We start from the raw sequence: 25,268 nt of genomic DNA, 5'->3' as shown, positions 1-25,268 counted from the left end.
CGGCGACCCGCGAGCTACAGCGACAGGTAGGTGCTCAGCTCGTAGGGAGTCACGTGGCTGCGGTAGTTGGCCCACTCCGTGCGCTTATTGCGCAGGAAGAAGTCAAACACGTGCTCGCCCAAGGTTTCCGCGACCAGCTCGGAGGCCTCCATGGCCTTCAGCGCGCTGTCGAGGCTGGTCGGCAGCTCGCGGTAGCCCATCGCGAGGCGTTCCTCGGGGGTGAGGTCCCACACGTTGTCCTCGGCCTGCGGCCCCAGCACGTAGCCCTTCTCCACCCCGCGCAGGCCGGCCGCCAGCAGCACGGCGAACGTCAGGTAGGGGTTGCAGGCGGAGTCGGGGCTACGCACCTCGATGCGCCGCGACGACGTCTTGTGCGGCGTGTACATCGGGACCCGCACCAGCGCGGAGCGGTTGGCCGCGCCCCACGACGCGGCGGTGGGCGCCTCGCCGCCGACCACCAGCCGCTTGTAGGAGTTGACCCACTGGTTGGTGACCGCGCTGATCTCGGAGGCGTGCTCCAGGATCCCGGCGATGAACGACTTGCCCACATCCGACAGCTGCAGGGGGTCGTCGGTGCTGTGGAAGGCGTTGACCTCGCCCTCGAACAGGCTCATGTGGGTGTGCATCGCCGAGCCGGGGTGCTCCCCGAACGGCTTGGGCATGAAGGACGCCCGCGCGCCGTTGTCGATAGCGATCTCCTTGATGACGTAGCGGAACGTCATCACGTTGTCGGCCATCGACAGGGCGTCGGCGAACCGCAGGTCGATCTCCTGCTGGCCGGGCGCGCCCTCGTGGTGGCTGAACTCGACGGAGATGCCCATAAATTCCAGGGCCTCGATCGCGTGGCGGCGGAAGTTCGACGCCGAGTCGTGCACCGCCTGGTCGAAGTAGCCGGCGGAGTCCACCGGTACCGGCCTCGACCCGTCGTAGGGGCTGGGCTTCAACAGGAAGAATTCGATTTCGGGATGCACGTAGCAGGAGAAGCCGAGGTCGTTGGCCTTCTGCAGCTGGCGCCGCAGCACGTGGCGCGGGTCCGCCCACGACGGCGACCCGTCGGGCATGGTGATGTCGCAGAACATCCGCGCCGAGTGGTGGTGACCCGAGGGCGACGCCCAGGGCAACACCTGGAACGTCGACGGATCCGGGTTTGCCACGGTGTCGGATTCGGACACCCGCGCGAACCCCTCGATCGAGGAGCCGTCGAAGCCGATGCCCTCTTCGAAGGCGCCCTCCAGTTCGGCGGGTGCGATGGCGACCGACTTGAGGAAACCCAGGACATCGGTGAACCAGAGCCGGACGAAGCGGATGTCCCGTTCCTCCAGCGTGCGGAGGACGAATTCCTTCTGTCGATCCATGCCCCGACAGTATGCAACCGCTGTTAATTCTGTGTTACGGAAGCCCGTTCGGAACCGTTGCGAACGCTGCTCAGGACGCGCAGTGCAGCGCCGCCGGCGGCACCGTCGCGTTGACGAAGTAGCGCATGACCGCGGTGTCGACGCACTGGTCTCCGTTGAATACCGCGGTGTGCTGGGTGCCGTCGTAGGTGATCAGCGGAGCGCCGAGCTGGCGGGCCAGGTTCACCCCGGCCTGGTACGGCGTGGCCGGGTCGTGGGTGGTGGAGACCACCACGACCTTGCCCGGGGCGACGTGCGGGGCGGGATGCGGCGCCGACGTCGCCGGCACCGGCCACAGCCCGCACAGGTCGCGCGGCGCGTTGCCGGTGAACTGCCCGTAGCTCAGGAACGGCGCCGCCTGGCGGATCCGCTGGTCGGCCGTCACCCAGCTCGCCGAGTCGGTCGGCGACGGCGCGTCGACGCACCGCACGGCGTTGAAGGCGTCCTGGTCGTTGCCGTAGTGCCCGTTTTTGTCGCGCTGCTCGTAGTCGTCGGCGAGCATCAGCAGGTCGCCGGCATCGGTGCCGCGCTGCAGGCCGAGCAGGCCGCTGGTCAGGTACCTCCAGCGCTGCGGGGTGTAAAGGGCGTTGATGGTGCCGGTGGTCGCGTCGGCGTAGCTCAGGCCGCGCGGGTCCGACGTCCGGCCGGGCCTGGCGACGAGCGGGTCGACCAGGGCGTGATACCGGTTGACGAACTGGGTCGGATCGGTGCCCAGGGGGCAGCCCGGCGAGCGGGCGCAGTCGGCGGCGTAGTCGTTGAAAGCCGTTTGGAATCCGGCCATTTGCTCGATGTTCTCCTGCACCGGGCCGACGGTGGGGTCGATCGCGCCGTCGAGGACCATCGCGCGCACGTGGCCGCCGAACTTCTCCAGGTAGGCCGTGCCCAGCTCGGTGCCGTAGCTGAAGCCGAGGTAATTGATCTGATCATCGCCGAGCGCCTGGCGCACCAGGTCCATGTCGCGCGCGACCGAGGAGGTGCCGACGTTCGCCAGGAACGCGGTGCCCATCCGGTTGACGCATTGCTGGGCCAGCTGCCGGTAGAGCTGCTCGATGTGCGCCACACCGGCCGGGCTGTAGTCGACCATGGGCTCGCGCCGGTACGCGTCGAACTCGGCGTCGGTGCGGCAGCGCAACGCCGGCGTCGAGTGGCCCACCCCCCGCGGGTCGAAGCCCACCAGGTCGAAGTTCCGCCTGATGTCCGAACCGTCGAGGTCCGAGGCCATGCCGGCCACCATGTCGACCGCGGACCCGCCGGGCCCGCCGGGATTGACCAGCAGGGACCCGAGGCGCTTCCCGGTCGCGGGCACGCGGATGACGGCCAGCTTCGCCTGAGCCCCGCCCGGGGCGTTGTAGTCCACCGGGACCGACACGGTGGTGCACCGCGCGCCGGCCGGAACGTCAGCGGAGTCGCTGAGGAACTGATCGCAGGTGCCCCAGGTCAAGCCTGACGCGGCGGCCTGCGGCGGAGCCGGCGCGGGCGTCTGACCGGCACCGGGCTCGGGCGTCGCCCCCGCCACCGGAAGTGTCCCCGCGGATTGCCCGGCGGCCAGCACCCCCAACGACAGCAGCGCTGAACTCAACGGTCTCAGGCGCGACATGGCTGACATCGTTGCACCCGGGCGTCGTTCGGCTACAGCGCGAAATGGTCACGCCTTGGTCTCGTCTTCACACGCGCGAGCGTGTCGTCGCAACGTGGCGAACGACTCAGCACTTGGCCCCGCTGGGCGGCGTGGAGCCCCCGACCAGGTATGCCGTCACGTAGTCGTCGACGCAGCTGTCGCCCTGGAAGACGACCGTGTGCTGGGTGCCGTCGAAGGTGAGCAGCGAGCCGCGCAGCTCGTTGGCGAGGTCGACACCCGCCTTGTACGGCGTCGCCGGATCGTGCGTGGTCGACACCACCACCGTCGGGGCCAGGCCGGGCGCGGAGATGTTGTGCGGCTTGCTCGTCGGCGGCACCGGCCAGAACGCGCACGTGCCCAGCGGCGCGTAGCCGGTGAACGTGCCGTAACTCATGAACGGGGCGATCTCACGGGACCGGCGGTCCTCGTCGACGACCTTGGCGCGGTCGGTGATCGCGGGCTGGTCCACGCAATTGATCGCCACGCGGGCGTCGGTGGCGTTGCTGTAGTGGCCGTGCGCGTCGCGGCGCATGTACATGTCGGCCAGGGCCAGCATGGTGTCGCCGTGGTGGTGGGCCAGCTCGGTCAGCCCGTCGGTGAGGTGATGCCACAGCGTCGGCGAGTACAGCGCCATGATCGTGCCCACGATCGCGTCGCTGTAGCTCAGCCCGCGCGGGTCGGTGGTGGGCGCCGGGCGGCCGATCATCGGGTTGTTCGGGTCGACCAGCGGGTCGACCAGGCTGTGGTAGACGTCGACGGCCTTGGCCGGGTCGGTGCCCAACGGGCAGGTCGACTGCTTGGCGCAGTCGGCGGCGTAGTCGTTGAACGCGTCCTGAAAGCCCTTGGCCTGCCGCAGATCCGCCTCGATCGGATCGGCGTTGGGGTCGACGGCGCCGTCGAGGATCATCGCCCGCACCTTCGTCGGGTAGGCCTCGGCGTAGGCCGAGCCGATCCGGGTGCCGTACGAGTAGCCCAGGTACGTCAGCTTCTCGTCGCCCAGGGCCGCACGGATCCCGTCCAGGTCGCGGGCGACGTTGACGGTCCCGACGTTGGCCAGGAAGCTCTTGCCCATCTTGTCGACGCAGCGGCCGACGAAATCCTTGGTCTCGTCCTCGATGTGGGCCACCCCCGCCGGGCTGTAGTCCACGTCGGGCTCCGTGCGCAGCCGGTCGTTGTCGGCGTCGGAGTTGCACCAGATCGCCGGCCGCGAGGTCCCGACGCCGCGAGGGTCGAAGCCCACCAGGTCGAACCGCTCACGGACCCGCTTGGGCAGCGTCTGCACGACGCCGAGGGCGGCGTCGATGCCGGACTCACCGGGGCCGCCCGGGTTGATCACCAGCGAACCGATCTTGTCTCCGGTCGCCGGGAAACGGATCAAGGTCAGCGCGGCCACGTCGCCGTCGAGGTGGTCGTAGTCGACGGGCACGGCCAGCTTGCCGCACATCGCGCCCTTGGGGATCTTGGCTCTGGGGTTCGACGAGCGGCACGGCGTCCATTCGATCGGCTGGCCGAGCCTCGGCTCCGACATGACCGCGCGGCCGCGCACCATGTGGACGCAGCCGGCGAGAAGGACCGCCACGGCGGCGATCGCCGTTCCGGTCAGCAGCGTGCGCGCGACTTTGTCGCGGCGAGTCAGGCCCATGGTCACCTATGCTGCCAGAGCCCGCCTGAGATTTTGATGAGCGCGACACCGGCCGGCCACCCGGAGGCCACCGGCAGCTGCGGCAAATCGGGCCGAGGCATGTATCACAGGGCGGCGGCGGTGAAATCGCGGCGATGAAGTGGCAGAATGGCGGGGTCAGACGAACCCGGGGACCCGACCAGGATTTCAACACCTCAAGGGCCACGAGGATCGACCCGGCCATTCATTGAGGACAACGATGTCTGAGCACAACGTTTACGGCGCGAGCGCGCCGGCGCTCACCAAGATCCGCACCCACCACCTGCAGCGGATGAAGGCCGAGGGCCACAAGTGGGCGATGCTCACGGTCTACGACTTCTCCACCGCCCGCATCTTCGACGAGGCCGGCATTCCGGTGTTGCTGGTGGGCGATTCGGCGGCCAACGTCGTGTACGGCTACGACACCACGGTGCCGGTCTCGATCGACGAGCTCATCCCGCTGGTCCGGGGGGTGGCGCGGGGCGCCCGGCACGCCCTGGTGGTCGCCGACCTGCCGTTCGGCAGCTATGAGGCCGGACCCGCCGCCGCGCTGGCCACCGCCACCCGGTTCATGAAGGAGGGCGGCGCGCACGCCGTCAAGCTCGAGGGCGGCGAGCGGGTGGCCGAGCAGATCGCCTGCCTGACCGCCGCGGGCATCCCGGTGATGGGCCACGTCGGGTTCACGCCGCAGAGCGTGAACGGCCTCGGCGGGTTCCGGGTGCAGGGCCGCGGTGACGCCGCCGAGCAGACCGTCGCCGACGCGATCGCCGTCGCCGAGGCCGGGGCGTTCTCGGTCGTGATGGAGATGGTGCCGGCCGAACTGGCCACCCAGATCACCGGCAAGCTGACCATCCCGACCGTCGGGATCGGGGCCGGGCCCAACTGCGACGCCCAGGTTCTGGTCTGGCAGGACATGGCCGGGATGACCGGGATGAGCGGGGGCAAGCCGCCGCGGTTCGTCAAGCGCTTCGCCGATATCGGCGGCGAACTGGCCGGCGCCGCGCGGCGGTACGCCCAAGAGGTGGCCGACGGGTCCTTTCCCGCCGACGAGCACTGCTTCTGACCCGCGTCGGCCGCGGTCGCAAATACCACGAAAACCCTTGCGTGACAATGCTGTACGATTGACCGAGTAACGGACTTCGACACCATGTAGACACCGAAGGGCGCGCGCAATTCTCTGTGGGAACCGGGGTGACTTGGTGCGCCGCCGAACGGTGTTGAGGTCGCTGCTATGGCTGGCGGGAGGCCTAGGAGGGGGAGCACTGGCCGGAGCACCGCGCGCCATCGCGCAACCGCCCCGCACGTCGCCGGAAGGCAGCCGGTGGTCACCCGACCGCGCCAACACGTGGTACCGGGCGCAGGGCTGGCTCGTCGGCGCCAACTACGTCACGTCGAACGCCATCAACCAACTGGAGATGTTCCAGGCCCCCACCTTCGACCCGCGGCGCGTCGACACCGAGCTGGGCTGGGCGCAGGCCAACGGGTTCAACTCGGTGCGAGTCTTCCTGCACGACTTGCTGTGGGCCCAGGACCGCCGCGGGTTCCTCTCCCGCCTGGCGCACTTCGTCGACATCGCCGCGCGCCACGGCATCAAGCCGCTGTTCGTGCTGTTCGACTCGTGCTGGGATCCGTTCCCCGAGCCCGGCCCGCAGCGCCCGCCGCGGCCCGGCGTGCACAACTCGGGATGGGTGCAGAGTCCGGGCGCCGCGCGCCTCGACGACCGCGAATACCAGGGCACCCTGCGCGGCTACGTCACGGGCGTGCTGACCGAATTCCGCACGGACGACCGCGTACTGGCCTGGGATCTGTGGAACGAGCCCGACAATCCCTCCCGCTACTACCGCTCGGTCGAACGGGCGGACAAGGTCGAGCTTGTCGCGGATCTGCTGCCGCAGGTCTTCGGGTGGGCACGATCGGTCGATCCGTGCCAACCGTTGACCAGCGCCGTGTGGGACGGCGAATGGGCGGACCCGCAACGGCGCAGCACGATCAGCGGCATCCAGCTCGAGAACTCCGACGTGATCACCTTCCACTCGTATGGCGAGCCCGCGGACTTCGAGGGCCGCATCGCCGAACTCGCCCCGCTGGGCCGCCCGATCCTGTGCACGGAGTACCTGGCCCGTCCCCTGGGCAGCACCGTGCAGGGCATCCTGCCAGTCGCCAAGCGCTACAACGTCGGTGCGCTCAACTGGGGGCTCGTCGCCGGGAAGACCCAGACCTACTTCCCGTGGGACTCGTGGGAGCACCCGTACGCCGCGATGCCCGACGTGTGGTTCCATGACCTGCTCGGGCCGGACGGACGCCCTTATCGGGACACCGAGATGGACACGATTCGTCAGCTGAGCGGGCTGGCGCTGCATCGTCGCCCCGACCCTCCCGGTTAGCGCGCCGGCCCGCGATCGCCACCGGGCGCGTAACTCGCGTATGGCAGGCTGTTGGAGCCGATTCCCGCCCCCGACGGAAGCCACGATGCCTGCAAAAGCGCCCAAGACTTCGCGCCATCTCGAGGTAGAGCGCAAGTTCGACGTCGTCGACGCCACCGTGTCGCCCTCGTTCGAGGGCATCGCCGCGGTGGCCCGCGTGGAGAAGTCGCCGACGCAGTCCCTGGACGCGACCTACTTCGACACACCGAACCAGGATCTGGCGCGCAACAAGATCACGCTGCGGCGCCGCACCGGCGGCCACGACGCGGGATGGCACCTGAAGCTCCCGGGGGGTCCCGACGCCCGCACCGAGATCCACGCACCACTGAGCGCCGACGGGCACGAGGCGGTTCCCGACGAACTGCGCGACGTCGTGCTCGCCATCGTGCGCGACCGGCCTCTGCAACCCGTCGCGCGCATCACCACGACCCGCGAAAGCCAGGTGCTGTACCGCGCCGACGGCACCGCCCTGGCGGAGTTCAGCAACGACCACGTCACCGCGTGGGCGGCCACCGGTTCCGGCGACGATCCCGACGATTCCGGCGATTCCCCTGGCGCCCAACAGGAGTGGCGCGAGTGGGAGCTGGAGCTCTCGGAGGACGCCGCCGGCAGCGGGGTCCCCGACACCGACCTGCTGAACCGGTTGTGCAATCGGCTGCTCGACGCGGGCGCCGCGCCCGCCGGTCACGCCTCCAAGCTGGCCCGGGTGCTGGGCCGGACCGCGCAACCCGTCGGCCCTGCACGCGCCGAGGAGCCCCTGCAGCGCGCGCTGATCGAGCAGGTCGGTGAACTGCTGGTGTGGGACCGCGCCGTGCGCGCCGACGCGCCGGACTCCATCCATCAGATGCGGGTCACCACCCGCAAGATCCGCAGCCTGCTGCGCGATTACGACGAGTCGTTCGGCCTGGGCGACTTCGCCTGGATGCTCGACGAATTGCGCGAGCTGGCCGGCATCCTGGGCATCGCGCGCGATGCCGAAGTGCTCGCCGAGCGCTATGACACCGAATTGGGCCGGCTGGCACCGGATTTGGTGCGGGGACCGGTGCGCGCGCGCCTGGTCGAGGGTGCCTGGAACCGATATCAGACCGGGTGGCGCCGATCGTTGATGGCCATGCGCTCCCAGCGGTATTTCCGCCTCCTGGACGCCCTCGACGAACTGGTCTCGCGCAGCCCCGCCGAGATCCTGGGCGAGGAGCACGCGCCGGTTACCATCGACGCCGCCTACCGCAAGGTGCGCAAGGCCATGAAAGGCGCCGCGCAGGCCGAGCTCGACCACCCTCCCGGCGCGCACGAACGCGACGAGGCGCTGCATCGAATCCGCAAGCGCGCCAAGCGTCTTCGCTACACCGCCGCGGCGACCGGGGCCGACCAGGTGTCCGAACAGGCCAAGGCCATCCAGTCGCTGCTCGGCGACCATCAGGACAGCGTCGTCAGCCGCGAGCATCTGCGACACGAGGCCGAGGCCGCGCACGCCGCCGGCGAGGACACGTTCACCTACGGGCTGCTGTACCAACAGGAATCCGACCTTGCCGAGCGGTGCCGTCAGCAACTCGACGACGCGCTGCGCAAGCTGGCCAAGTCGGTGCGCAAAGCCCGGCGCTGAGGCGGCCGGGGCGGGCGAGTTGGCCTGTAAGCCGGATTCTGTCCCCCACCGCCGAACAACGGCGGCGGGGCGGCGACCATCCATCTGGACACACCGTTGCCGGGTGCCTCGAGCGGCCTACCCGCAGGCTCGGGCGAGCAACCCTCGGACGCCTGCGCGGCCGCACTTTCGTGCGGCCTTCTTGGCCTTGCTTCGGGTGGGGTTTGCCTAGCCATCCCGGTCGCCCGGAATGCTGGTGCGCTCTTACCGCACCGTTTCACCCTTACCACCGCGAGGGTGGCGGTCTGTTTTCTGTGGCACTGTCCCGCGAGTCACCTCGGATTGCCGTTAGCAATCACCCTGCTCTGTGAAGTCCGGACTTTCCTCGAACCGCCTTTCGACGGTCCGCGGCCGCCCGGCCAACTCGTCCGCGCCGACCAACGCTACCCGCTGCCGATGCTGCTGACCAGCGACGGGTCCCCACATTTGAGCTATTGCTCAGCACGAACGTTGGTGCCAGGCTGACCGCATGACAGAAACGGAAGGGTTCGTCGACCAGACGGTGACGGGCCTGGCGGAGCCGCAGCCGATGTATAAGGCGCTGCGCGAAACCAGCCCGGTGTTCCGGTCGCCACAGGCGGTGGTGCTCAGCCGCCTCTCCGACATCGAAATGGCGCTCAAACGCACCGAGCTGTTCTCGTCGAACATGGACGCCGTCGACCTCGGCAACATCCGGCCGATGATCCCGCTGCAGATCGATCCGCCGGAGCACGCCAAGTACCGGCGCATCCTCGACCCGCTGTTCACCCCCCGGGAGATGGCCCGGCGCGAACCGGGCGTCGCCGCGCTGGTGAACGAGATGATCGACCGCTTCGCCGGGCGGGGCGAGTGCGACTTCCACGAGGAGTTCGCCGTCCCGCTGCCGTGCACGGTCTTCCTGCAGCTGCTCGGCTTGCCGCTGGAGGACATGGATCAGTTTCTGGTCTGGAAGGACGCGATCATCCGCCCGGAGGGCGATTCGGGGTTCGACCGCCGGCACGAGAGCGGTGCCCCGACGGCGCAACAGATCTACGACTACTTCGACCGCGCCATCGACGACCACATCGCTCACCCGCGCGACGACGTGCTGTCGGCGATGATCGGGGCCAACATCGCCGGGGAGCCGCTGTCGCGCGAGGAGCTGCTCGACATCTGTTTCCTGTTCCTCATCGCGGGGCTGGACACGGTCACCGACTCGCTGGACTGCTTCTTCGTGTACCTGGCACAGCACCCCGAGCACCGCCACCAGCTCGTCGAGCAGCCCGAGATCCTGCCGAGCGCCATCGAGGAGTTGCTGCGCTGGGAGACGCCCGTGCCCGGGGTGGCCCGCGTCGCCATGCAGGACGTCGAGGTGGGCGGGTGCCCGATCAGCAAGGGTGAGCGGGTCAGCCCGCTGCTGGGCGCGGCCAACACCGATCCGGCAGAGTTCTCCGATCCCGACGTCGTCGACTTCACCCGCAACCCCAACCGGCACCGCGCGTTCGGTGGGGGGCCGCACCGCTGCCTCGGGTCGCACCTGGCGCATGGAACTGCGGGTGGCGCTGCGCGAATTCCACCGCCGCATACCGGATTACGAGATCAAGCCCGGCACGCAGCTCACCTACACCGCCGCGCTGCGGTCGGTGGAATCGCTGCCGCTGATCTTCCCGGTGGCATGATTCGCGTTTCGGTCGACCCCGACCGCTGCACCGGCCACGGGCGCTGCTACACGCTGGCCCCGGACGTCTTCGACGCCGACGAGGCCGGCCACTGCGTCGTTCGGGTTGACGACGTCTCCGGCGACCTCGAGCTGCAGGCCGTGACCGGGGAGCAAAACTGCCCCGAGAGCGCCATCACCCTGTCGCGCTGAAGCAGACGACGCTGCGCGCCCCGCGTCCCGCCGCCATGTCGGTGAACGCCTCCTCGACATCGTCGATGCCGATCCGCCGGGTCACCAGCGCCTCGAGGTCGAGACGGCCCCGCTGGGCGAGTGCGGCAAGCATCGGGATGTCGCGCACCGGATCGCTGGCCCCGTAGACGCTGCCCTGGACCGTCTTGCCGTCGGTCATCAAAGCCAGCGCGGGGAAACTCACTTCGTCCGCGACGCCGGCGGCGCCCACCAGGGTGACCTTGCCGCCGCGGCGGGTGGCGTCGTAGGCCGCGCGGATGGTGGCGGGCTTGCCGACGACCTCGATTCCGTGGTCGACGCCGACGCCACCGGTGAGGTCGCGCACCGCGGCGGCGACGTCGGACTCGCTCGCGTCGACGGTGTCGGTCGCGCCGTTGGCGAGCGCGGCGGGAAGCTGGGCCGCAACCCGGTCGGCGGCGATGATCTGCGCCGCGCCGGCCAGGCGCGCGGCCTGGATGGCGGCCAGACCCACTCCCCCGCAACCGATCACGAGCACGCTGTCACCCAGCCGCACGGCCGCGGTGCGCATCACCGCCCCCACGCCCGTCGTGACGCCGCAACCCAGGAGCGCTGCGAGGTCGAGCGGCAGCGACTCGTCGACGGCCACGACCGCCGCCGCGGGCAGCACAGTCTCCTCGGCCAGGGACGCAACCCCCATGCCCGGCCACACCGGGCCGGCGGAGGTCTCGGCGTAGGGCCCGCCGTAAGCGTGGTCGTAACCGTGCACGCACAGCTGCGTCTCGCCGCGCAGGCAATGCGGGCAGGACCGGCACGCCACGCTCCAGATGAGCACGACGTGGTCGCCCGGGCGCACCGAGTCGACCTCGTCGCCGACCTCGGCGACAACCCCGGCGCCCTCGTGACCGAGGGTGCACGGCAGCAGCGTCGGGATGGACCCGTTGCGCAGAGACAGGTCACTGTGGCAGACGCCGCTGGCGCTCATTCGCACCCGGGCCTCGCGCTTGCCGACCGGCCGCAGCGCGAGTTCCTCCACCTTGGTGGGGCGCCCCGCCTCGCGGAGCACGACGGCTTTCATCGGGCCTTCATCGGATCGCTGCTCTGATCGGCGTCATAGCGACCTACCATGGCGGGACAAACGCAGCGGGTCAAGGGCGGTGGGCCACGCCTGACTCGGCGACCGCGGCGATGGTCGGCGCGCGTATGCCCTTTTCGCTTGCACCGCAACGCATCTGCCCTCATCAGACAGCGGGCGCGTACAGTGGTTGCTCATGGCTGTCGCCCCGACCAACGAGCGGATGCTGGCCGGGCTCGCCGCCGCGGCCGTCTCGCTCGGCGTGGCCGAGTCGGTGGGCATCCCGTTCGGCGCGCGGGCCAACGCGCGCACCGCGATCGGTTCGGCCATCGTCGACCTGACGCCCGGGCCCGTCAAGGAGTGGGCGATCCAGACCCTGGGGTCGCTGGACAAACTCTTCCTGGGCATCGTCGTGTTGGTGGCGATCGCCACCATCGCCGCGGTCGCCGGAACCCTCGAGACCCGGCGCCGCCCACTCGGCAGCGCCCTGATCGCCGCGGCGGGCGTCCTCGGATGCGTCGCGGTCCTGTCGCGCCCAGGCGCGACGGCGCTCGACACGATCCCGACCGTCGCGGGCGCCCTCTGCGGCGTGACGACCCTGCGCTTGCTCAACCGTCGGTTCTGGCCCGGTGCGGCGGACCGGGAAGACCTGGCCGACCACGCGCCTGATGCCGGCCGGCGCAAGGTGGTCCTGTTCGCGCTGCTCGGGTTCGGCGTGGTGAGCGGTGTGGCCGGCGCGGTGATCACCCGGTTGACGCATTCGGTGGCCGGCGACCGCAGCGGTTTCGCGCTTGCCCGCCCGCGGATCCCGGCACCCCCGATACCGGCCGGTGTGCAGCCCAAAGGTGTTGCCCTGCCCAGCTTTGTCACGCCCAGCGCGGATTTCTACCGGGTGGATACCGCGCTGGCCGTCCCGCAACTCAGCCACGGCGACTGGCGGCTGCGGGTGCACGGGATGGTGGATCGCGAAACCACGTACAGCTTCGACGACCTCGCCCATTTCGAGGTCGTCGAAAAGGTGACGACGTTGACCTGTGTCTCGAATCCGGTTGGTGGGCAGTTGATTTCGACGGGGGTCTGGACGGGCTACCGGGTGGCCGATCTGCTGGCGGCGGCCGGCGTGCATGCGGACGCCGACATGGTGCTCTCGACGTCCATCGATGGGTTCACCGCCGGCACCCCGGTGGATGCGCTCACCGACGGCCGCGACGCGCTCCTGGCGGTCGGCCTCAACGGTCAGCCGCTGCCGATCGAGCATGGTTACCCGGCCAGGCTGGTGGTGCCCGGGCTCTACGGGTACGTGTCGGCCACCAAGTGGGTCGTGGATCTGGAGCTGACCCGCTTCGACAGGGCGCGCGCGTACTGGACGCGGCAGGGCTGGGCGGCGCGCGCACCGATCAAGACCGAGTCGCGGATCGATGTTCCGAAGGCCGGTCAGCAGGTGCCGGTCGGGCCCGTGGTGTTCGGCGGTGTCGCGTGGGCGCAGAATCGCGGGGTGCGGGCCGTCGAGGTCCGCATCGGAGACGGCGACTGGCAGCCCGCCGAATTGGGTGCCAGCTATTCCAATGAGACGTGGCGGTTGTGGAGCTTCCCCTGGCAGGCCAAAGCCCCTGGCAGACAATCGATCACCGTGCGCGCCACCGACAACACCGGCGCCACCCAAACCTCGGAGCGGGTTCCCCCGGCACCCGACGGAGCCACCGGCTGGCATACCGTCGATTTCACGGTGGCCCAGAAATGAGCGCTACTTCGACGACAGTTTGCGCCAACTGACGACCGCAACCACCATGCCGACCACCACGGTGATCGGACCGATGATGGACCAGGTCGTGGTGTTGCTCATCGGGCTACCACCGAGGACCCCGAACCCCTGCAGCGCCCAGATCAGACCGAAGAGCGCGACGAGCACGCCGAGTGCGAACGTGACGACGAAAGTCCTTCTCATCTAATGATCCTACGTCCGGCGATGCGCCCGGGCCCCGGGCACGACTCACCCCGTCGCCCGATCACTTCGATCGGTCAGGGGAGGCGACGGCAATTCCTACTTCCGCGCCAGGGCGTGCCACGCCATGTCGGCGATGGCCGCGCAGTAGGTGTCATCGATCGGGGCATCGGAGTAGAGCGCGCGAATGTTCAGCGGCGCCAGGACGATCTGCACGGCGGCAAGGGTGTTGACGCCCTCACGCAGTTCGCCGCGTTCCCGGGCCCGGTCCACCACCGCGCGCACCAGCCGGAAATTCGCTTGCCAGAACCTCGACCTGGTGGCCTCGTCGTGATAACCGCGCCGTTCCATGACCAACGCCCGCAGCAGGGTGCGGCCCACGTCGGAGTTGATGCGGTTGGTGACACTGCGCGCGAGAGCCGCCAGGTCCCCCCGCAGCGATCCGGTGTCCGCTGCCCACAAGGAGCCCTCGATGTCGGACAGCGCCGCGTCGACGATCAGTTGCTGACGGTCACCCCAGTAGCGGTAGATCAGCGCCGGATCCAGGTTATGGCGCTCGGCCAGGGCCTCGATGCTGAAACGCTCCACACCCCAGCGGGCCAGCTCGTCGAGCACCGCCGGCATCACGAGCGCCCAGACGTCCGCGGGGACGGCCCCCGTCGATACGGCGTTCGGTTGAGACTGCACGCGAGTCCCCTTCAAGCGATTCCGGAAAGTCAAGGTAGTTGACTTCGGGACCCGGCGTGGCGAAACGCCACAACCCCACAGAATGGCTACAGGTAGCCGGTCTGGTTCACCAGCCGCACCGAGGACGCCCCGTCGGAGAAGAACTCGGCGATGCTCAGCGACGCCAGGTCGAGGTGCAGCCGGTAGAGGATGCCCGGCCCGGCGTCCAGCGCCAGGCGCAGCAGCATCTTGATCGGCGTCACGTGCGAGACCACCAGCACCGTCGACCCCTGATGGCCTTCGATGATCCGTTCGCGTGCCTCGACCACGCGGCCCAGGACGTCGTCGAAGCTCTCGCCGCCCGGCGGCGTGGTGCCGGTGTCGCTCAGCCAGCGTCGGTGCAGCTCCGGGTCGCGCTCGGCGGCCTCGTTGAAGGTCAACCCCTCCCAGTCCCCGAAGTCGGTCTCGATCAGGCCGTCGTCGACCGTCACGTCCAGGCCCAGCGCCTTGGCGGCCGCCGCCGCGGTGTCGTAGGCGCGTTGCAGCGGCGAGGAGAACACCGCGGCGATCCCGCCGCGCTCGGCCAGGTAGCGCGCCGCGGCCCCGGCCTGCCGGCGGCCCACGTCGGTCAGCGCCGGGTTGCCGCGCCCCGAGTAGCGGCGCTGCGCGGACAGTTCGGTCTGCCCGTGGCGCAACAGCAGCAACCGGGTCGGCGTGCCCCGCGCGCCGGTCCAGCCTGGCCCGGTCCGGGCGTGCTCGGCGATGGTTTTCGGGGGGTCGGCTGCGGGTGTCGGCGTTTCGTTCTGCGCCGGGTCGTCGGCACCGGCGGCCGCCGCGTCCATCGCCTCGTTGGCCAGCCGATCCGCGTGGGTGTTGCGTTCCCGCGGAATCCACGTGTAGGTGACCCGCTGGAATCGGGAGGCCAGCTCGCGGGCCCGGCGGTGCAGCTCGATCAGGTCGGGGTGCTTGACCTTCCAGCGCCCGGACATCTGCTCGACCAGGAGCTTGGAATCCAGGAACACGGCGGCCTCGGTGGCGCCGAGGCGGGCGGCGTCCTCCAAACCCGCGATGAGGCCGCGGTATTCGGCGACGTTGTTGGTCGCCCGCCCGATGGCCTGCTTGGCCTCGGCCAGCACCGCCGCGCGGTCGGCGCTGAGCACCACGGCGCCGTAACCGGCCGGCCCGGGATTGCCGCGCGACCCGCCGTCGGCCTCGATGACCACCTTCACTGGTCGAAGCCCTTGATCCGCAACAGGATCGCGCCGCACTCCGGGCAGCGCACCACCTCGTCCTCGGCGGCGGCGGAGATCCGCGCCAGTTCCCCGCGGTCGATCTCGAGCCGGCGGGGCCGGTGGTATGGCCGCCACGGAAGGAGAGGGAGCAGGAAAGGAGGGGGCGGGGGGCGCCCGGCGGGTGGGGGGAGGGCACGAGGTAGAAGCTGGCTCTGAGACACAGATAGATGGGGATAAGAGACTTGGCGCGCTTCGTCGATCTCGGCGACCGCGTCGTCGAGGGCCTGCTGAGCGCGGGCAAGCTCGGCCTGCAGGTCGTCGAGAGCCGCCTGCTCGGAGGCCAGGCAGGCCTGCAGCTCCTCGCGGCGTTCCATGATTTCCAGGAGTGAGTCCTCCAGGCTGGTCCGCCGACGCATCAGGGTTTCCAGTTCGTGTTGCAGATCGGATAGCTGCTTGGCGTCCGTCGCGCCCGACTGCAGCATGGACCGGTCGCGCTGCTCGCGCTGGCGCACCGCCTCGATGTCCGACTCGAACCTCGACACCTGGGAGTCCAGGTCTTCCAGCGCGATCCGGGTCGCGGCCAGCCGGTCGGTGGCGGCGGCGCAATCGGCCTGGACCCGTTCATAGGCCTCCCGCTGCGGAAGGTGGCTGGCCCGGTGCGCGATCCGCGACAACTCGGCGTCCAGCTTGGACAGCTCGAGAAGCGAACGTTGTTGCGCCACTTCGGATTTCATCGGCTATGTGTCTCCATGTCTGCCCATATTCCAAGGATCGGTGCGGATCGTGCACACGCGTACGGGCAGCGATGCGCCGAAGCGGGCCCGCAGCACGCCGGCCGCCTGCTCACACCAGGGGAATTCGCTTGCCCAGTGTGCCACGTCGATCAGGGCCAGGTTCGAGGCCCGCCGATGCTCGTCGGCGGGATGGTGGCGGAGGTCCGCGGTGACGTACACCTGCGCGTCGGTGGCCGCCGCGGCGCTCAGCAGCGAGTCGCCGGCGCCGCCGCACACCGCCACCCGCGAGACCAGCGCGTCGGGATCCCCGGCTGCGCGCACGCCCCACGACGTTTGCGGCAGCGCCGCACAGACGCGGAAGACGAAGGCGCGCAACGGTTCCGGCTCGGCCAGGGTCCCGATGCGGCCCAGCCCCGTGTCGGCGGGCGGGGGAAGCAGCGCGAAGATGTCGAAGGCGGGTTCTTCATAGGGGTGGGCGGCGCGCATGGCCGCCAGGACGGCGCCACGAATTCGTGCGGGTGCGATGACCTCGAACCGGTCCTCGTCCACCCGCTCGACGGTGCCGACGCTGCCCACCGCCGGGGATGCCCCCTCGTGCGGCAGGAATTGCCCGATACCGCTGACGCTCCAGCTGCAATGCGAGTAGTCGCCGATGTGGCCCGCGCCGGCCTCGAAGACCGCGGCCTGCACGGCGGCGGCGCTCTCGCGGGGCACGTAGATGACCCACTTGTCCAGATCGGCTGCGGCCGTGACCGGTTCGAGCACCCCCTCCACCGTCAGGCCGAGGGCCCCGGCCAGCGCGTCGGAGACCCCGGGGCACGCCGAGTCGGCGTTGGTGTGCGCGGTGAACAGCGAACGCCCGGACCGGATCAACCGGTGCACGTGGCCGCGGGTGGCCCGGCGGGGGTCGGCCAGCGCGAGGTCGGCCGCGTACCCCACCAGCACGCCGGCGCTAACGGGCTGCCGCGCAAACACCCCGGCAGCGTCTCACAGGTGTGGTCTACTCGATCCCATGAGGCAGGTCCCGCGATGAGGCGGCGCGCGACCCGGGTGGCCGACCTGTTGAACCCGGCGGCGACCCTGCTGCCCGCCGCGAACGTCATCATGCAGCTGGCCCTGCCCGGCGTCGGGTACGGCGTGCTGGAAAGCCCCGTGGACAGCGGCAACGTCTACAAGCATCCGTTCAAGCGGGCCCGCACCACCGGCACCTACCTGGCCGCGGCGACCATCGGCACCGATCACGACCGCGCGCTGATCCGCGCCGCCGTGGACGGCGTGCACCGGCAAGTGCGGTCCACCGCGTCAAGCCCGGTGCGCTACAACGCTTTCGACCCCACGCTGCAGTTGTGGGTGGCGGCCTGCCTGTACCGATATTTCGTCGAGCAGCACGAGTTCTTGCACGGCCCGCTCGACGACCCGACCGCCGACGCCGTCTACCGCGACGCCCGGCGCCTGGCGACCACGCTGCAGGTCCCCGAGGGGATGTGGCCGCCGGACCGGGCCGCCTTCGACGAGTACTGGAAGCGCTCGCTCGACGGGCTGCGGATCGATCCGCCGGTGCGCGAGCATCTGCGCGGGGTGGCGTCGCTGGCCTTCCTGCCGTCACCGCTGCGGACGGTGGCGGGGCCGTTCAACCTGTTCGCGACGACCGGTTTCCTGGCACCCGAGTTCCGGGCGATGATGGGCCTTGACTGGTCGGCGCGCCAGCAGCGCCGCTTCGAGTGGCTGCTGGCCGCCCTGCGGGTGGCCGACCGGCTGATCCCGCACGGGGCGTGGATATTCGGGTATCGGCTGTACCTGTGGGACATGCGATCTCGCGCGCGCCGCAACCGGCGCATCGTCTGACGGTCCCCCTCTACGCGCGAGTGTGCGGTTTGCGACGCCGAATCGGCGTGTCGCGTCGCAGGATCCACACTCGAGACCGGAGGTTGGGCGAAGGAGTCAGCGGACCGTCGCGAAGAACGCGCGCACGTCGTCGACGAACAGCTCCGGCTGCTCGAACGCGGCGAAGTGTCCACCGCGGGGCATGTCCGTCCAGTGCGTGACGTGATAGACCGGCTCGCACCAGGATCGCGGCGCACCCAGCACCTCGCCCGGGAAAGACGCTATGCCAGTGGGCAATTCGACGCGGCCCATGTTCCCCCAGACCCGGAAGCTCTCCCAGTAGAGGCGCGCCGACGAGGCGCCGGTGCCGGTCACCCAGTAGACCATCACGTTGTCCAGCAGTTCGTCGCGGGTCAGCACGTTTTCCGGGTGGCCGTCGCAATCCATCCAGGCCCAGAACTTTTCGACGATCCACGCCAGCTGACCCACCGGTGAATCGACCAGCCCGTAGCCCAGCGTCTGCGGCCTGGTCGACTGCTGCTTGGAATAGCCGGTGCCCCACTTGCGGTGATCCGCCAGCGCGGCCAGGGCCTTCTGTTCTTCCGGGGTGGGGTCTTTCAGCGATTCCGGGGTGGGCCGCCCGATCGGCATGTTCAGGTGGATGCCCGCGCAGTGGCCGCCGTTGCGGCCGATCTGCGTGGTCACCGCCGCGCCCCAGTCGCCACCCTGGGCGCCGTAGCGCTCGTAGCCCAGGCGCAGCATGAGCGTCTCCCACGCCTGAGCGATTCTCTCGACGCCCCACCCCGTGCGGGTCGGCTTGCCGGAGAACCCGTAACCGGGCAGCGACGGGCAGACCACGTGGAAGGCGTCCTCGGCGCGTCCGGACGCGGGGTTGGTCAACGGCTCGATCACCTTGTGGAACTCCACGATGGAGCCGGGCCAGCCGTGGGTGATCACCAGCGGGAACGCGCCGTCGTGGGGGGAACGCTGATGGATGAAATGGATGTCGAGCCCGTCGATCTCGGTGACGTACTGGTCGAACCGGTTGAGTGCGGTCTCCCGCGCACGCCAGTCGTAGACGTCGGCCCAATGGTCGGCCAGCGCCCGGGTATACGCGAGCGGGATGCCCTGACTCCAGTCGTCGACACACTCGGCCTCGGGCCACCGGGTGCGCGCCAGGCGGGATCGCAGATCGTCGAGCACATCGTCGGCGACGGCGATGCGAAACGGCCGCACCGACTCCCCGCTTGTCGTGCTCGAACCGCTTCCGGCGCCGGCATTCTGCAGATCGTCCTCGGGCACGACCCGACCTTGCCATACCGGCTGATCACCCACAATCGGCCCCCCGATGCGTCCGCGCGGGCCGGCGCACGCCCGCCGATGACGAGAATATTGGCGATTTCGCTGACGTTCGCGCTGCGCGCCCTCGCATCCCGGCTGGCGTGAGCCAGGTTAGCTGGAGCGACCCCGACGAAATCGCTAAGGCGTCAATCCACTTCGCCCGTTGATGCCGCCGATGAGGTAGCCGCCGAAACCACCCTGGCCGCCGACGCCCGGGATCACCCCGATGCCGCCGTTGCCGCCGGCGCCGCCGATGCCGAACAGATAGCCGCCGTAGCCGCCCTGGCTTCCATTGCCCCCGACAGCCAAGCCCGCCGCGCCGTAGCCGTTGCCGCCCGCGCCGCCGACCCCGAAGATCAATCCGCCAAGCCCGCCCAGGCCGCCCGTGCCGCCGTGGCCGCCGGCTTGCGCGGCCCCCGCCGTCGCCGCCGGCACCGCCGATCCCGAACAACGAACCGCCGGCGTAGAAGTCACCGGCGCCGTCGCTGAACGCGTAGCCGTTGTCACCACCCTGGCCGCCGGGTCCGCCGGTGCCACCGGACGTCAGCGCGGTCCCGCCGTCACCGCCGTGGCCGCCGACGCCGAAGAGGATGCCGTTGCCGAAGCCGCCCTGGCCACCCTGGCCGCCGATGTTGCCGCCCCCCACGGCCGCCCCGCCCGCGCCGCCGTCCGCCCCGGTGCCGATGAGGTTGAACAGGATGCCGCCGCTGCCGCCGTCGCCGCCGACGCCCGCGAGACCGTTGCTGAAGTTGAGGCTGGACCCGCCCGCGCCGCCCGCGCCGCCCGCGCCATAGATGAAGCCGTTCCCGTTCCCGCCGGCGCCGCCCCAGCCGGCGACGAAGCCGTTGCCGCCGGTACCGCCGACGCCGCCGTTGCCGAGCAGGAACCCGCCGCTGCCGCCGAAGCCGCCGTCACCGGCGACGCCGCCGGGACTGGCCCCGCCCGTCCCGCCGGGACCGCCATTGCCGAAAAGCCCGACGGCGTTGCCCCCGTTGCCGCCGAACCCGGCCTGCCCGGCCCCGATGGCGACCCCGCCGGTCCCCCCGCGGCCGCCGTTGCCATACAAGAACCCGCCGCTGCCGCCATTACCGCCGTTCTGACCGGCTCCCCCGGACCCGCCGGCGCCGCCGCTGCCCCACAGCAGGCCGCCGTTCTGGCCGTTCGCGCCGGTTCCGGGGGTGCCGTCAGCGCCGTCACCGATCAGCGGGCGCCCCAGCAGCGTGTTGAAGGGTGCGTTGATCGAGTCGAGCAGACTCTGCAGGGGGTTGGCGTTGGCCGCCTCGGCACCGCCGTAGGCGGCTGCGCCGGCATTGAGGAGGTCGACGAACTGTTGATGAAAGGCCGCCGCCTCGGCGCCGAGCGCCTGATACGCCTGCGCGTGCTCACTGAACAGCGCCGCGACGGCCGCGGACACCTCGTCGCCGGCGGCGGCCAACAACGTCGTGGTGGGAGTGGCCGCGGCCGCGTTGGCCTCCGTGATGTTCGATGCGAGGTTCGCCAGATCCGAGGCGGCCGATGTCAGGAACTCCGGTGTTGCGACGACAAAGGACATCCCGACCTCCGAATGACGCGGCGATCACCCGAAGATCGCCGAGGAGCCGAATCTATCCCCATGCCCGCCCTACCGGTCCCAAGTTTCACATGGCGTCGTAGATGTCGCGAACGAACTCCGGTCCGGCGTCCTTCGGCGGCGTGAACACCTGCAGGCCGGCGACGTGCCTGGGGTGCTCGCGGGACTCGGCCAGCAAGCAGGACGCGTCTATGGCGAGATGAGTTTCGTTGTGGTCCTTGGGTTTTAGTAGCGGGTGGAGATCATGCACTCATCGCCGCCTCGGGTGTGCCCTCGGCACCCTGAGTCACCGGCGAAGTGAACGTCAGGTTGTCGTCCGCGACCGGGCCGTCGCGCAGCATCTTGGCGTCGGCGAGGTGGTCCATCGCCGTCCGCCACGGACCGTGGTCGCCCTGACGGGGGAACAGGTCGACGGAGCGCTTGAGATAGCCGGCCTTGACTTCCAGCAGAGGCATGGTGCGCATCTCGCCGCTGAGGTGCGGGTAACAGACCGTGTAACCGTTCGTGTCCATGTGCGCCATCAGCCGGCACAGGTGCTCGCAGACCGGGCCGACCTTCAGCGTCCACGACGAGTTGGTGTAGCCGAACGAATAGGCGAAATTGGGGACTCCGTCGAGCATCATCCCCTTGAAGGCGACCTTCTCGGGCAGGTTCACCGGTTCGCCGTCAACCGCCAGCGTGATCCCGCCGAATGCGAGCAGGTTCAGACCCGTTGCGGTCACGATGATGTCGGCCTCCAGCTCGCGTCCCGACTCGAGCCGGATGCCCGTCTCGGTGAAGGTGTCGATGCGGTCGGTGACCACCGAGGCGCTGCCGTTGCGGATCGCGGCGAACATGTCGGCGTCGGGAACCGCGCACAGCCGCTGGTCCCAGGGGTTGTAGGCGGGCCGGAAGTGCTCGTCAACCGGATACCCCTTGGGCAGATGCTTGGCGTTGAGGTGCCGGATGATTCGCCGCGCCGCACCGGGATAGCGCTGGCACAGCTGGAACACCGCGCGTTGCTTGGCGATGTTCTTGCGCCGGGCGATCGCGTAGGCGCGTTTGCGCCCGACCAGCTTGGGCAGGGCGTTGGCGATCCGGTCCTTCGAGGGCACCGGCAGGACGTAGGTCGGTGAGCGCTGCAGCATCGTCACGTGGCCGGCCTTGTCGGCCATCGCCGGCACCAGCGTGACCGCGGTCGCCCCGCTGCCGATGACGACCACGCGCTTGCCGCTGTAGTCCAGGTCCTCCGGCCACAGTTGCGGATGCACGATCTGGCCTGAAAAGCGTTCGCGGCCTTTGAATTCGGGGGTGAATCCCTGGTCGTAGCGGTAATAGCCGCCCGCGCAGAACAGCCACGCGCAGGTGATAAGAACCCGCTCGCCGGTGTCGGTGCGCTCGATGTCGACCGTCCACCGATTGTCGGCGCTGGACCACGAGGCGCTGATCACCTTGTGGTGGAAGCGGATCCGGGGCGCGATGCCGTTTTCCGAGACCGTCTCACGCAGGTAGGACATGATCGCGTCGGCGCTGGCGATCGCCTTCTCGTTCTCCCAGGGCTTGAACTCGTAGCTGAAGGTGTGCAGGTCCGAGTCCGAGCGAATCCCGGGATAGCGGAAGAGATCCCAGGTACCGCCGATCTCACCGCGCGCCTCCACGATCGCGAACGTCCTGTTCGGCTGCATGGTCTGCAGGTAGTACGCCGCGCCGATGCCGGAGATGCCGGCGCCGACGATCAACACGTCGAGGTTGTGGGTGGTGGACGTGGTGCTCATCGTGGGCTCCTTGGTTTCGCTGGACCGTTGCACCAACCGTGCGCCAGCACCGCCCTGATGATCTTGACCGAGAAGGACAATAATTTAGCTTTAAGAGACAGACGACGTGGGGTTATCCGTCCTGCGGACCGAATCGATTTCCCGCCGACGAGCCGAGGTCGCTACCCGGTGTCGCGAATCGAATCCAGCCGACGGCTGACTCGGGCCAGCGCCTCGTCGAACACCTCCACCTTTTCGCCGCGTCGTTCATTGGCGGGCTGGGCGGCACCGCGAGCGCCTTCGGCCTCCACTCGGGCCGCACCCTGACGCCGCAACAAGCTGAAGTTCTTTTCCCGCGCCGTCCGCAGCCGGCTCAGCAGGTCCTTCAGTTGCTTTTCGTCCATGCGCTCCAGCGCCTCGGGATGGCTTTCCCCGATCAGGGAGGCTTCCTGCTGGGTCAGGTTCACACGGTGGTTGCTCACCATGGATTCATAACCCGTGCCGCCCACGTCGACGTTCGAATCGCGCGATGCCGCGCCGAACCGTCATGCCGGGGCCACCCGGAGTTCACATCCCCCGACGGTGGGACCAACGGGCCGGCTGCGGGCCGGTGCTGAGCCGGTGAATACGGTCCAGGCGGCTTCTACAGATTCAACCGACCGGGCGTGGAGCCGTCCGAGGCGGTAATCGCCAACTGGTGGCGGCAGGGCATGGCCAAGGATCTGCAGCAGATCGCCGTTTCCCGTCGGGGACGACCAGATCGTTCGGTTTGGTGGGCGCGGACGGTATCGAACCGCCGACCGCTGGTGTGTAAAACCAGAGCTCTACCACTGAGCTACGCGCCCTGACACCCGCGCCGCAGGCTACACGCCCGACGGCCCGGCTCTCAAACCTCAGACCCGCAACGCCGTCAGCGCCTCGGTCCATAGCCGCTGGTCGCGGGACTCGCCGGGCTGCTTCATCTCGGCGAACCGGATGACGCCGGACTTGTCGACGACGAAGGTCCCGCGGTTGGAGTAGCCGGCGTTCTCGTCGAACACCCCGTAGGCGCGGCTGACCTCGCCGTGCGGCCAGAAGTCGGACAACACCGGGAAGGTGAACCCGCTCTCGATCGCCCAGATCTTGTGGGTGGGGGGCGGTCCGACCGAGATGGCCAGCGCGGCGCTGTCGTCGTTCTCGAATTCGGGCAGGTGGTCACGCAGCCGGTCCAACTCACCCTGGCAGATCCCGGTGAACGCCAGCGGGAAGAACACCAGCAGCACGTTCTTGGCGCCGCGGTAGGAGCTCAGGGTCACACGCTGCTGGTTCTGGTCGCGCAAGGTGAAGTCGGGGGCTGGGGCGCCGACGGCCAGCATCAACGCTTCCCGGTTCGGGACTTCGGCTGAACCAGCTGGCTGGCGCTCCAGTCACCGAGATTGACCGACGAGGTGGGCATCAGGCCCGCGGTGGGCGCCGCCTCGGCGATGTCGGCGGGCAGCACGTGACCGGGCTTGCCGGTCTTGGGGGTCAGCACCCAGATGACGCCGTCCTCGGCAAGCGGGGTGATCGCGTCCATCAGGGTGTCCACCAGGTCCCCGTCGCCGTCGCGCCACCAGAGCAACACCACGTCGACGACCTCGTCGGTGTCTTCGTCGAGCAAGTCGCCGCCGCACGCTTCCTCGACCGCGGCGCGGATGTCGTCGTCGGTGTCCTCGTCCCAGCCCCATTCCTGGACGACTTGGTCTCGTTGGATGCCCAGCTTGCGAGCGTAGCTCGGGGCGTGATCCGCCGCGACCACCGTGGAGCCTCCTTAAACCATCCGCGCACACCGTGCGATGTGGATTATCGTCGCACAGCCGCGACCGGGTCCACACCCGCGCCTCAGTAGGACGCCAGGCACAGTTTCAGCGCTTTCGTCTTGGTGTCGTTGAGTTGATCGACCCGCTTGTTGAACTCCCCCGTGGAGGCGTGCGTGCCGATCGCGTTGGCCACCCCGTGAGCCGCGTCGATGTAGGCGTTGAAGGCGTCCTTGAGCTGTTGCGACAGCGCGTCGTTGAAGCTGTTGGAAACGGTTGAGGCGCTGTTGTTCAGCGCCTCGATCGCCGGGCCTTCGGTGGGCCCGGTGTTGCGGCCGGCGTTGTAGGCCCCGACGAAGGTGTTCACCTTGTCGATCGCCTCCTTGCTGGTGTTGGCCAGCGAGTCACACGACGTCCGCACCGCCCTGGTGGTCAGCGACTGCTGACGCTGGGACTCCCGGATGCTCGACGTCGCCGAGGACGCCGAGACCGACGCCGACACCGACTGCCGGTAGGCCGGCGCGACCTTGGTGTCGGGCGTGGCCGTGCCATTGGTGACCGTGGTACAGCCGACGATGCCGATCAGGGCCACGGCGACACAACCGACCGCCAGAGCGCCTCGCTTCGGGAGATCCCCCGCAAGGACGGCGCGCCATCCGATGAGCACGGCTTGACGTTACCGGGTGGCCATCCGGGCGTCCGAGCACACGCCGCATTGGTGTCGCCGGGATGAACCCCCGTCACCGGGTACGCGCCGGGGGCGGCGGTGCGGCACGATAGAGGGTTAGGACTGATACGCCCGCCCCGCCGACTA

General features: G+C 69.5%; 22 protein-coding genes, 1 tRNA gene, 1 other RNA gene and 2 pseudogenes. 7 read left to right on the top strand and 19 right to left on the bottom strand.

Features of this window, described 5'->3' with window-relative positions; translation table 11 throughout:
• Nucleotides 1–14: 14 nt before the first annotated feature.
• The 3 genes from BN971_RS01540 to BN971_RS01530 all read right to left on the bottom strand — a co-directional run bounded on the left by BN971_RS01540 (nt 15) and on the right by BN971_RS01530 (nt 4,660).
• Nucleotides 15–1,355 carry a glutamine synthetase family protein gene (locus BN971_RS01540; protein WP_085182261.1) on the bottom strand — a complete coding sequence of 447 codons (1,341 nt, stop codon included), beginning with the start codon at nt 1,353–1,355 and terminating at the stop codon, nt 15–17.
• Nucleotides 1,356–1,425: 70 nt separating this feature from the next.
• Nucleotides 1,426–2,991 (bottom strand): alpha/beta hydrolase, encoded by a 1,566-nt coding sequence (locus BN971_RS01535; RefSeq protein ID WP_085182260.1) that lies wholly within the window; start codon nt 2,989–2,991, stop codon nt 1,426–1,428.
• Between the two features lie 106 nt (nt 2,992–3,097).
• Nucleotides 3,098–4,660: an alpha/beta hydrolase gene (locus BN971_RS01530; RefSeq protein WP_090349740.1), complete on the bottom strand. Its 1,563-nt coding sequence runs from the start codon at nt 4,658–4,660 to the stop codon at nt 3,098–3,100.
• Between the two features lie 232 nt (nt 4,661–4,892).
• On the opposite strand from BN971_RS01530, the gene panB reads away from it, so the two are divergent.
• The 3 genes from panB to BN971_RS01515 all read left to right on the top strand — a co-directional run bounded on the left by panB (nt 4,893) and on the right by BN971_RS01515 (nt 8,698).
• The gene (panB, locus tag BN971_RS01525; RefSeq protein ID WP_085182258.1) at nt 4,893–5,735 is read left to right on the top strand and encodes a 3-methyl-2-oxobutanoate hydroxymethyltransferase; all 843 of its coding nucleotides are present in this window, start codon (nt 4,893–4,895) and stop codon (nt 5,733–5,735) included.
• Between the two features lie 136 nt (nt 5,736–5,871).
• Complete coding sequence (locus BN971_RS01520; protein WP_085182257.1) at nt 5,872–7,056, top strand: glycoside hydrolase 5 family protein; 1,185 nt, start codon at nt 5,872–5,874, stop codon at nt 7,054–7,056.
• Between the two features lie 85 nt (nt 7,057–7,141).
• Nucleotides 7,142–8,698, top strand: a complete 1,557-nt coding sequence (locus tag BN971_RS01515) for a CYTH and CHAD domain-containing protein (protein WP_085182256.1) — start codon at nt 7,142–7,144, stop codon at nt 8,696–8,698.
• 11 nt (nt 8,699–8,709) lie between these two features.
• On the opposite strand, the gene rnpB is transcribed toward BN971_RS01515, so the two are convergent.
• Nucleotides 8,710–9,104: RNase P RNA component class A (rnpB, locus tag BN971_RS01510), an RNA gene on the bottom strand.
• Nucleotides 9,105–9,206: 102 nt separating this feature from the next.
• Here rnpB and BN971_RS01505 point away from each other — a divergent pair.
• Both BN971_RS01505 and BN971_RS01500 read left to right on the top strand, forming a co-directional pair.
• A pseudogene (locus BN971_RS01505) lies at nt 9,207–10,374 on the top strand (cytochrome P450).
• Entirely contained in the window at nt 10,371–10,565 is a 195-nt protein-coding gene (locus BN971_RS01500; RefSeq protein WP_085182255.1) for a ferredoxin, read from the top strand. The pseudogene BN971_RS01505 and the gene BN971_RS01500 overlap by 4 nt, the downstream one beginning before the upstream one ends.
• Here BN971_RS01500 and BN971_RS01495 read toward each other — a convergent pair.
• Nucleotides 10,549–11,640 (bottom strand): Zn-dependent alcohol dehydrogenase, encoded by a 1,092-nt coding sequence (locus BN971_RS01495; protein ID WP_085182254.1) that lies wholly within the window; start codon nt 11,638–11,640, stop codon nt 10,549–10,551. The two genes, BN971_RS01500 and BN971_RS01495, sit on opposite strands and share 17 nt — an antisense overlap.
• 193 nt (nt 11,641–11,833) lie before the next feature.
• On the opposite strand from BN971_RS01495, the gene BN971_RS01490 reads away from it, so the two are divergent.
• Complete coding sequence (locus BN971_RS01490; protein WP_085182253.1) at nt 11,834–13,378, top strand: molybdopterin-dependent oxidoreductase; 1,545 nt, start codon at nt 11,834–11,836, stop codon at nt 13,376–13,378.
• Between the two features lie 3 nt (nt 13,379–13,381).
• Here the strand turns inward: BN971_RS01490 and BN971_RS01485 are convergent, their stop codons facing one another.
• The 5 genes and pseudogenes from BN971_RS01485 to BN971_RS01465 form a co-directional block, all read right to left on the bottom strand.
• A complete protein-coding gene (locus BN971_RS01485; RefSeq protein WP_085182252.1) occupies nt 13,382–13,582 on the bottom strand; it encodes a hypothetical protein in 201 nt (66 codons plus the stop codon).
• 96 nt (nt 13,583–13,678) lie between these two features.
• Entirely contained in the window at nt 13,679–14,266 is a 588-nt protein-coding gene (locus BN971_RS01480; protein WP_245836961.1) for a TetR-like C-terminal domain-containing protein, read from the bottom strand.
• Between the two features lie 86 nt (nt 14,267–14,352).
• Nucleotides 14,353–15,474, bottom strand: coding sequence for a bifunctional RNase H/acid phosphatase (locus BN971_RS01475; RefSeq protein ID WP_085182251.1), 1,122 nt, complete (start codon nt 15,472–15,474; stop codon nt 14,353–14,355).
• Nucleotides 15,471–16,211 carry a CT398-like coiled coil hairpin domain-containing protein gene (locus BN971_RS01470; RefSeq protein WP_090349735.1) on the bottom strand — a complete coding sequence of 247 codons (741 nt, stop codon included), beginning with the start codon at nt 16,209–16,211 and terminating at the stop codon, nt 15,471–15,473. The genes BN971_RS01475 and BN971_RS01470 overlap by 4 nt, the downstream gene beginning before the upstream one ends.
• 3 nt (nt 16,212–16,214) lie before the next feature.
• A pseudogene (locus BN971_RS01465) lies at nt 16,215–17,093 on the bottom strand (Nif3-like dinuclear metal center hexameric protein); the annotation flags it as partial.
• A gap of 147 nt (nt 17,094–17,240) precedes the next feature.
• Between BN971_RS01465 and BN971_RS01460 the strand changes: the two are divergent.
• Nucleotides 17,241–18,056 (top strand): oxygenase MpaB family protein, encoded by an 816-nt coding sequence (locus tag BN971_RS01460; protein WP_085182244.1) that lies wholly within the window; start codon nt 17,241–17,243, stop codon nt 18,054–18,056.
• A gap of 96 nt (nt 18,057–18,152) precedes the next feature.
• Here the strand turns inward: BN971_RS01460 and BN971_RS01455 are convergent, their stop codons facing one another.
• The 9 genes from BN971_RS01455 to BN971_RS01415 all read right to left on the bottom strand — a co-directional run bounded on the left by BN971_RS01455 (nt 18,153) and on the right by BN971_RS01415 (nt 25,121).
• Nucleotides 18,153–19,271 carry an epoxide hydrolase family protein gene (locus BN971_RS01455; protein WP_085182291.1) on the bottom strand — a complete coding sequence of 373 codons (1,119 nt, stop codon included), beginning with the start codon at nt 19,269–19,271 and terminating at the stop codon, nt 18,153–18,155.
• A gap of 91 nt (nt 19,272–19,362) precedes the next feature.
• Nucleotides 19,363–20,928 (bottom strand): PE family protein, encoded by a 1,566-nt coding sequence (locus BN971_RS01450; RefSeq protein ID WP_139027025.1) that lies wholly within the window; start codon nt 20,926–20,928, stop codon nt 19,363–19,365.
• 85 nt (nt 20,929–21,013) lie between these two features.
• Nucleotides 21,014–21,196 (bottom strand): hypothetical protein, encoded by a 183-nt coding sequence (locus BN971_RS01445; RefSeq protein ID WP_085181487.1) that lies wholly within the window; start codon nt 21,194–21,196, stop codon nt 21,014–21,016.
• Complete coding sequence (locus tag BN971_RS01440; protein ID WP_085181533.1) at nt 21,189–22,700, bottom strand: flavin-containing monooxygenase; 1,512 nt, start codon at nt 22,698–22,700, stop codon at nt 21,189–21,191. The genes BN971_RS01445 and BN971_RS01440 overlap by 8 nt, the downstream gene beginning before the upstream one ends.
• Before the next feature lie 161 nt (nt 22,701–22,861).
• Complete coding sequence (locus BN971_RS01435; protein ID WP_249262697.1) at nt 22,862–23,188, bottom strand: hypothetical protein; 327 nt, start codon at nt 23,186–23,188, stop codon at nt 22,862–22,864.
• A gap of 261 nt (nt 23,189–23,449) precedes the next feature.
• A tRNA-Val gene (locus BN971_RS01430) sits at nt 23,450–23,524 on the bottom strand.
• A gap of 48 nt (nt 23,525–23,572) precedes the next feature.
• On the bottom strand, nt 23,573–24,034 hold the full coding sequence (locus BN971_RS01425) for a peroxiredoxin (RefSeq protein ID WP_085181488.1): 462 nt from the start codon (nt 24,032–24,034) through the stop codon (nt 23,573–23,575).
• Nucleotides 24,034–24,456, bottom strand: a complete 423-nt coding sequence (locus BN971_RS01420; RefSeq protein WP_085181489.1) for a DUF3052 domain-containing protein — start codon at nt 24,454–24,456, stop codon at nt 24,034–24,036. Before BN971_RS01420 ends, BN971_RS01425 begins: the two co-directional genes overlap by 1 nt.
• A gap of 83 nt (nt 24,457–24,539) precedes the next feature.
• Nucleotides 24,540–25,121, bottom strand: a complete 582-nt coding sequence (locus tag BN971_RS01415; protein WP_085181490.1) for a hypothetical protein — start codon at nt 25,119–25,121, stop codon at nt 24,540–24,542.
• Between the last annotated feature and the right edge of the window lie 147 nt (nt 25,122–25,268).

Origin of the sequence: Mycobacterium bohemicum DSM 44277 (assembly GCF_001053185.1) — a bacterium.
GTDB lineage: Bacteria > Actinomycetota > Actinomycetes > Mycobacteriales > Mycobacteriaceae > Mycobacterium > Mycobacterium bohemicum.
The sequence above is the reverse complement of the archived record's forward strand: the minus strand, read 5'-3'. Positions and strand labels throughout refer to the sequence as shown.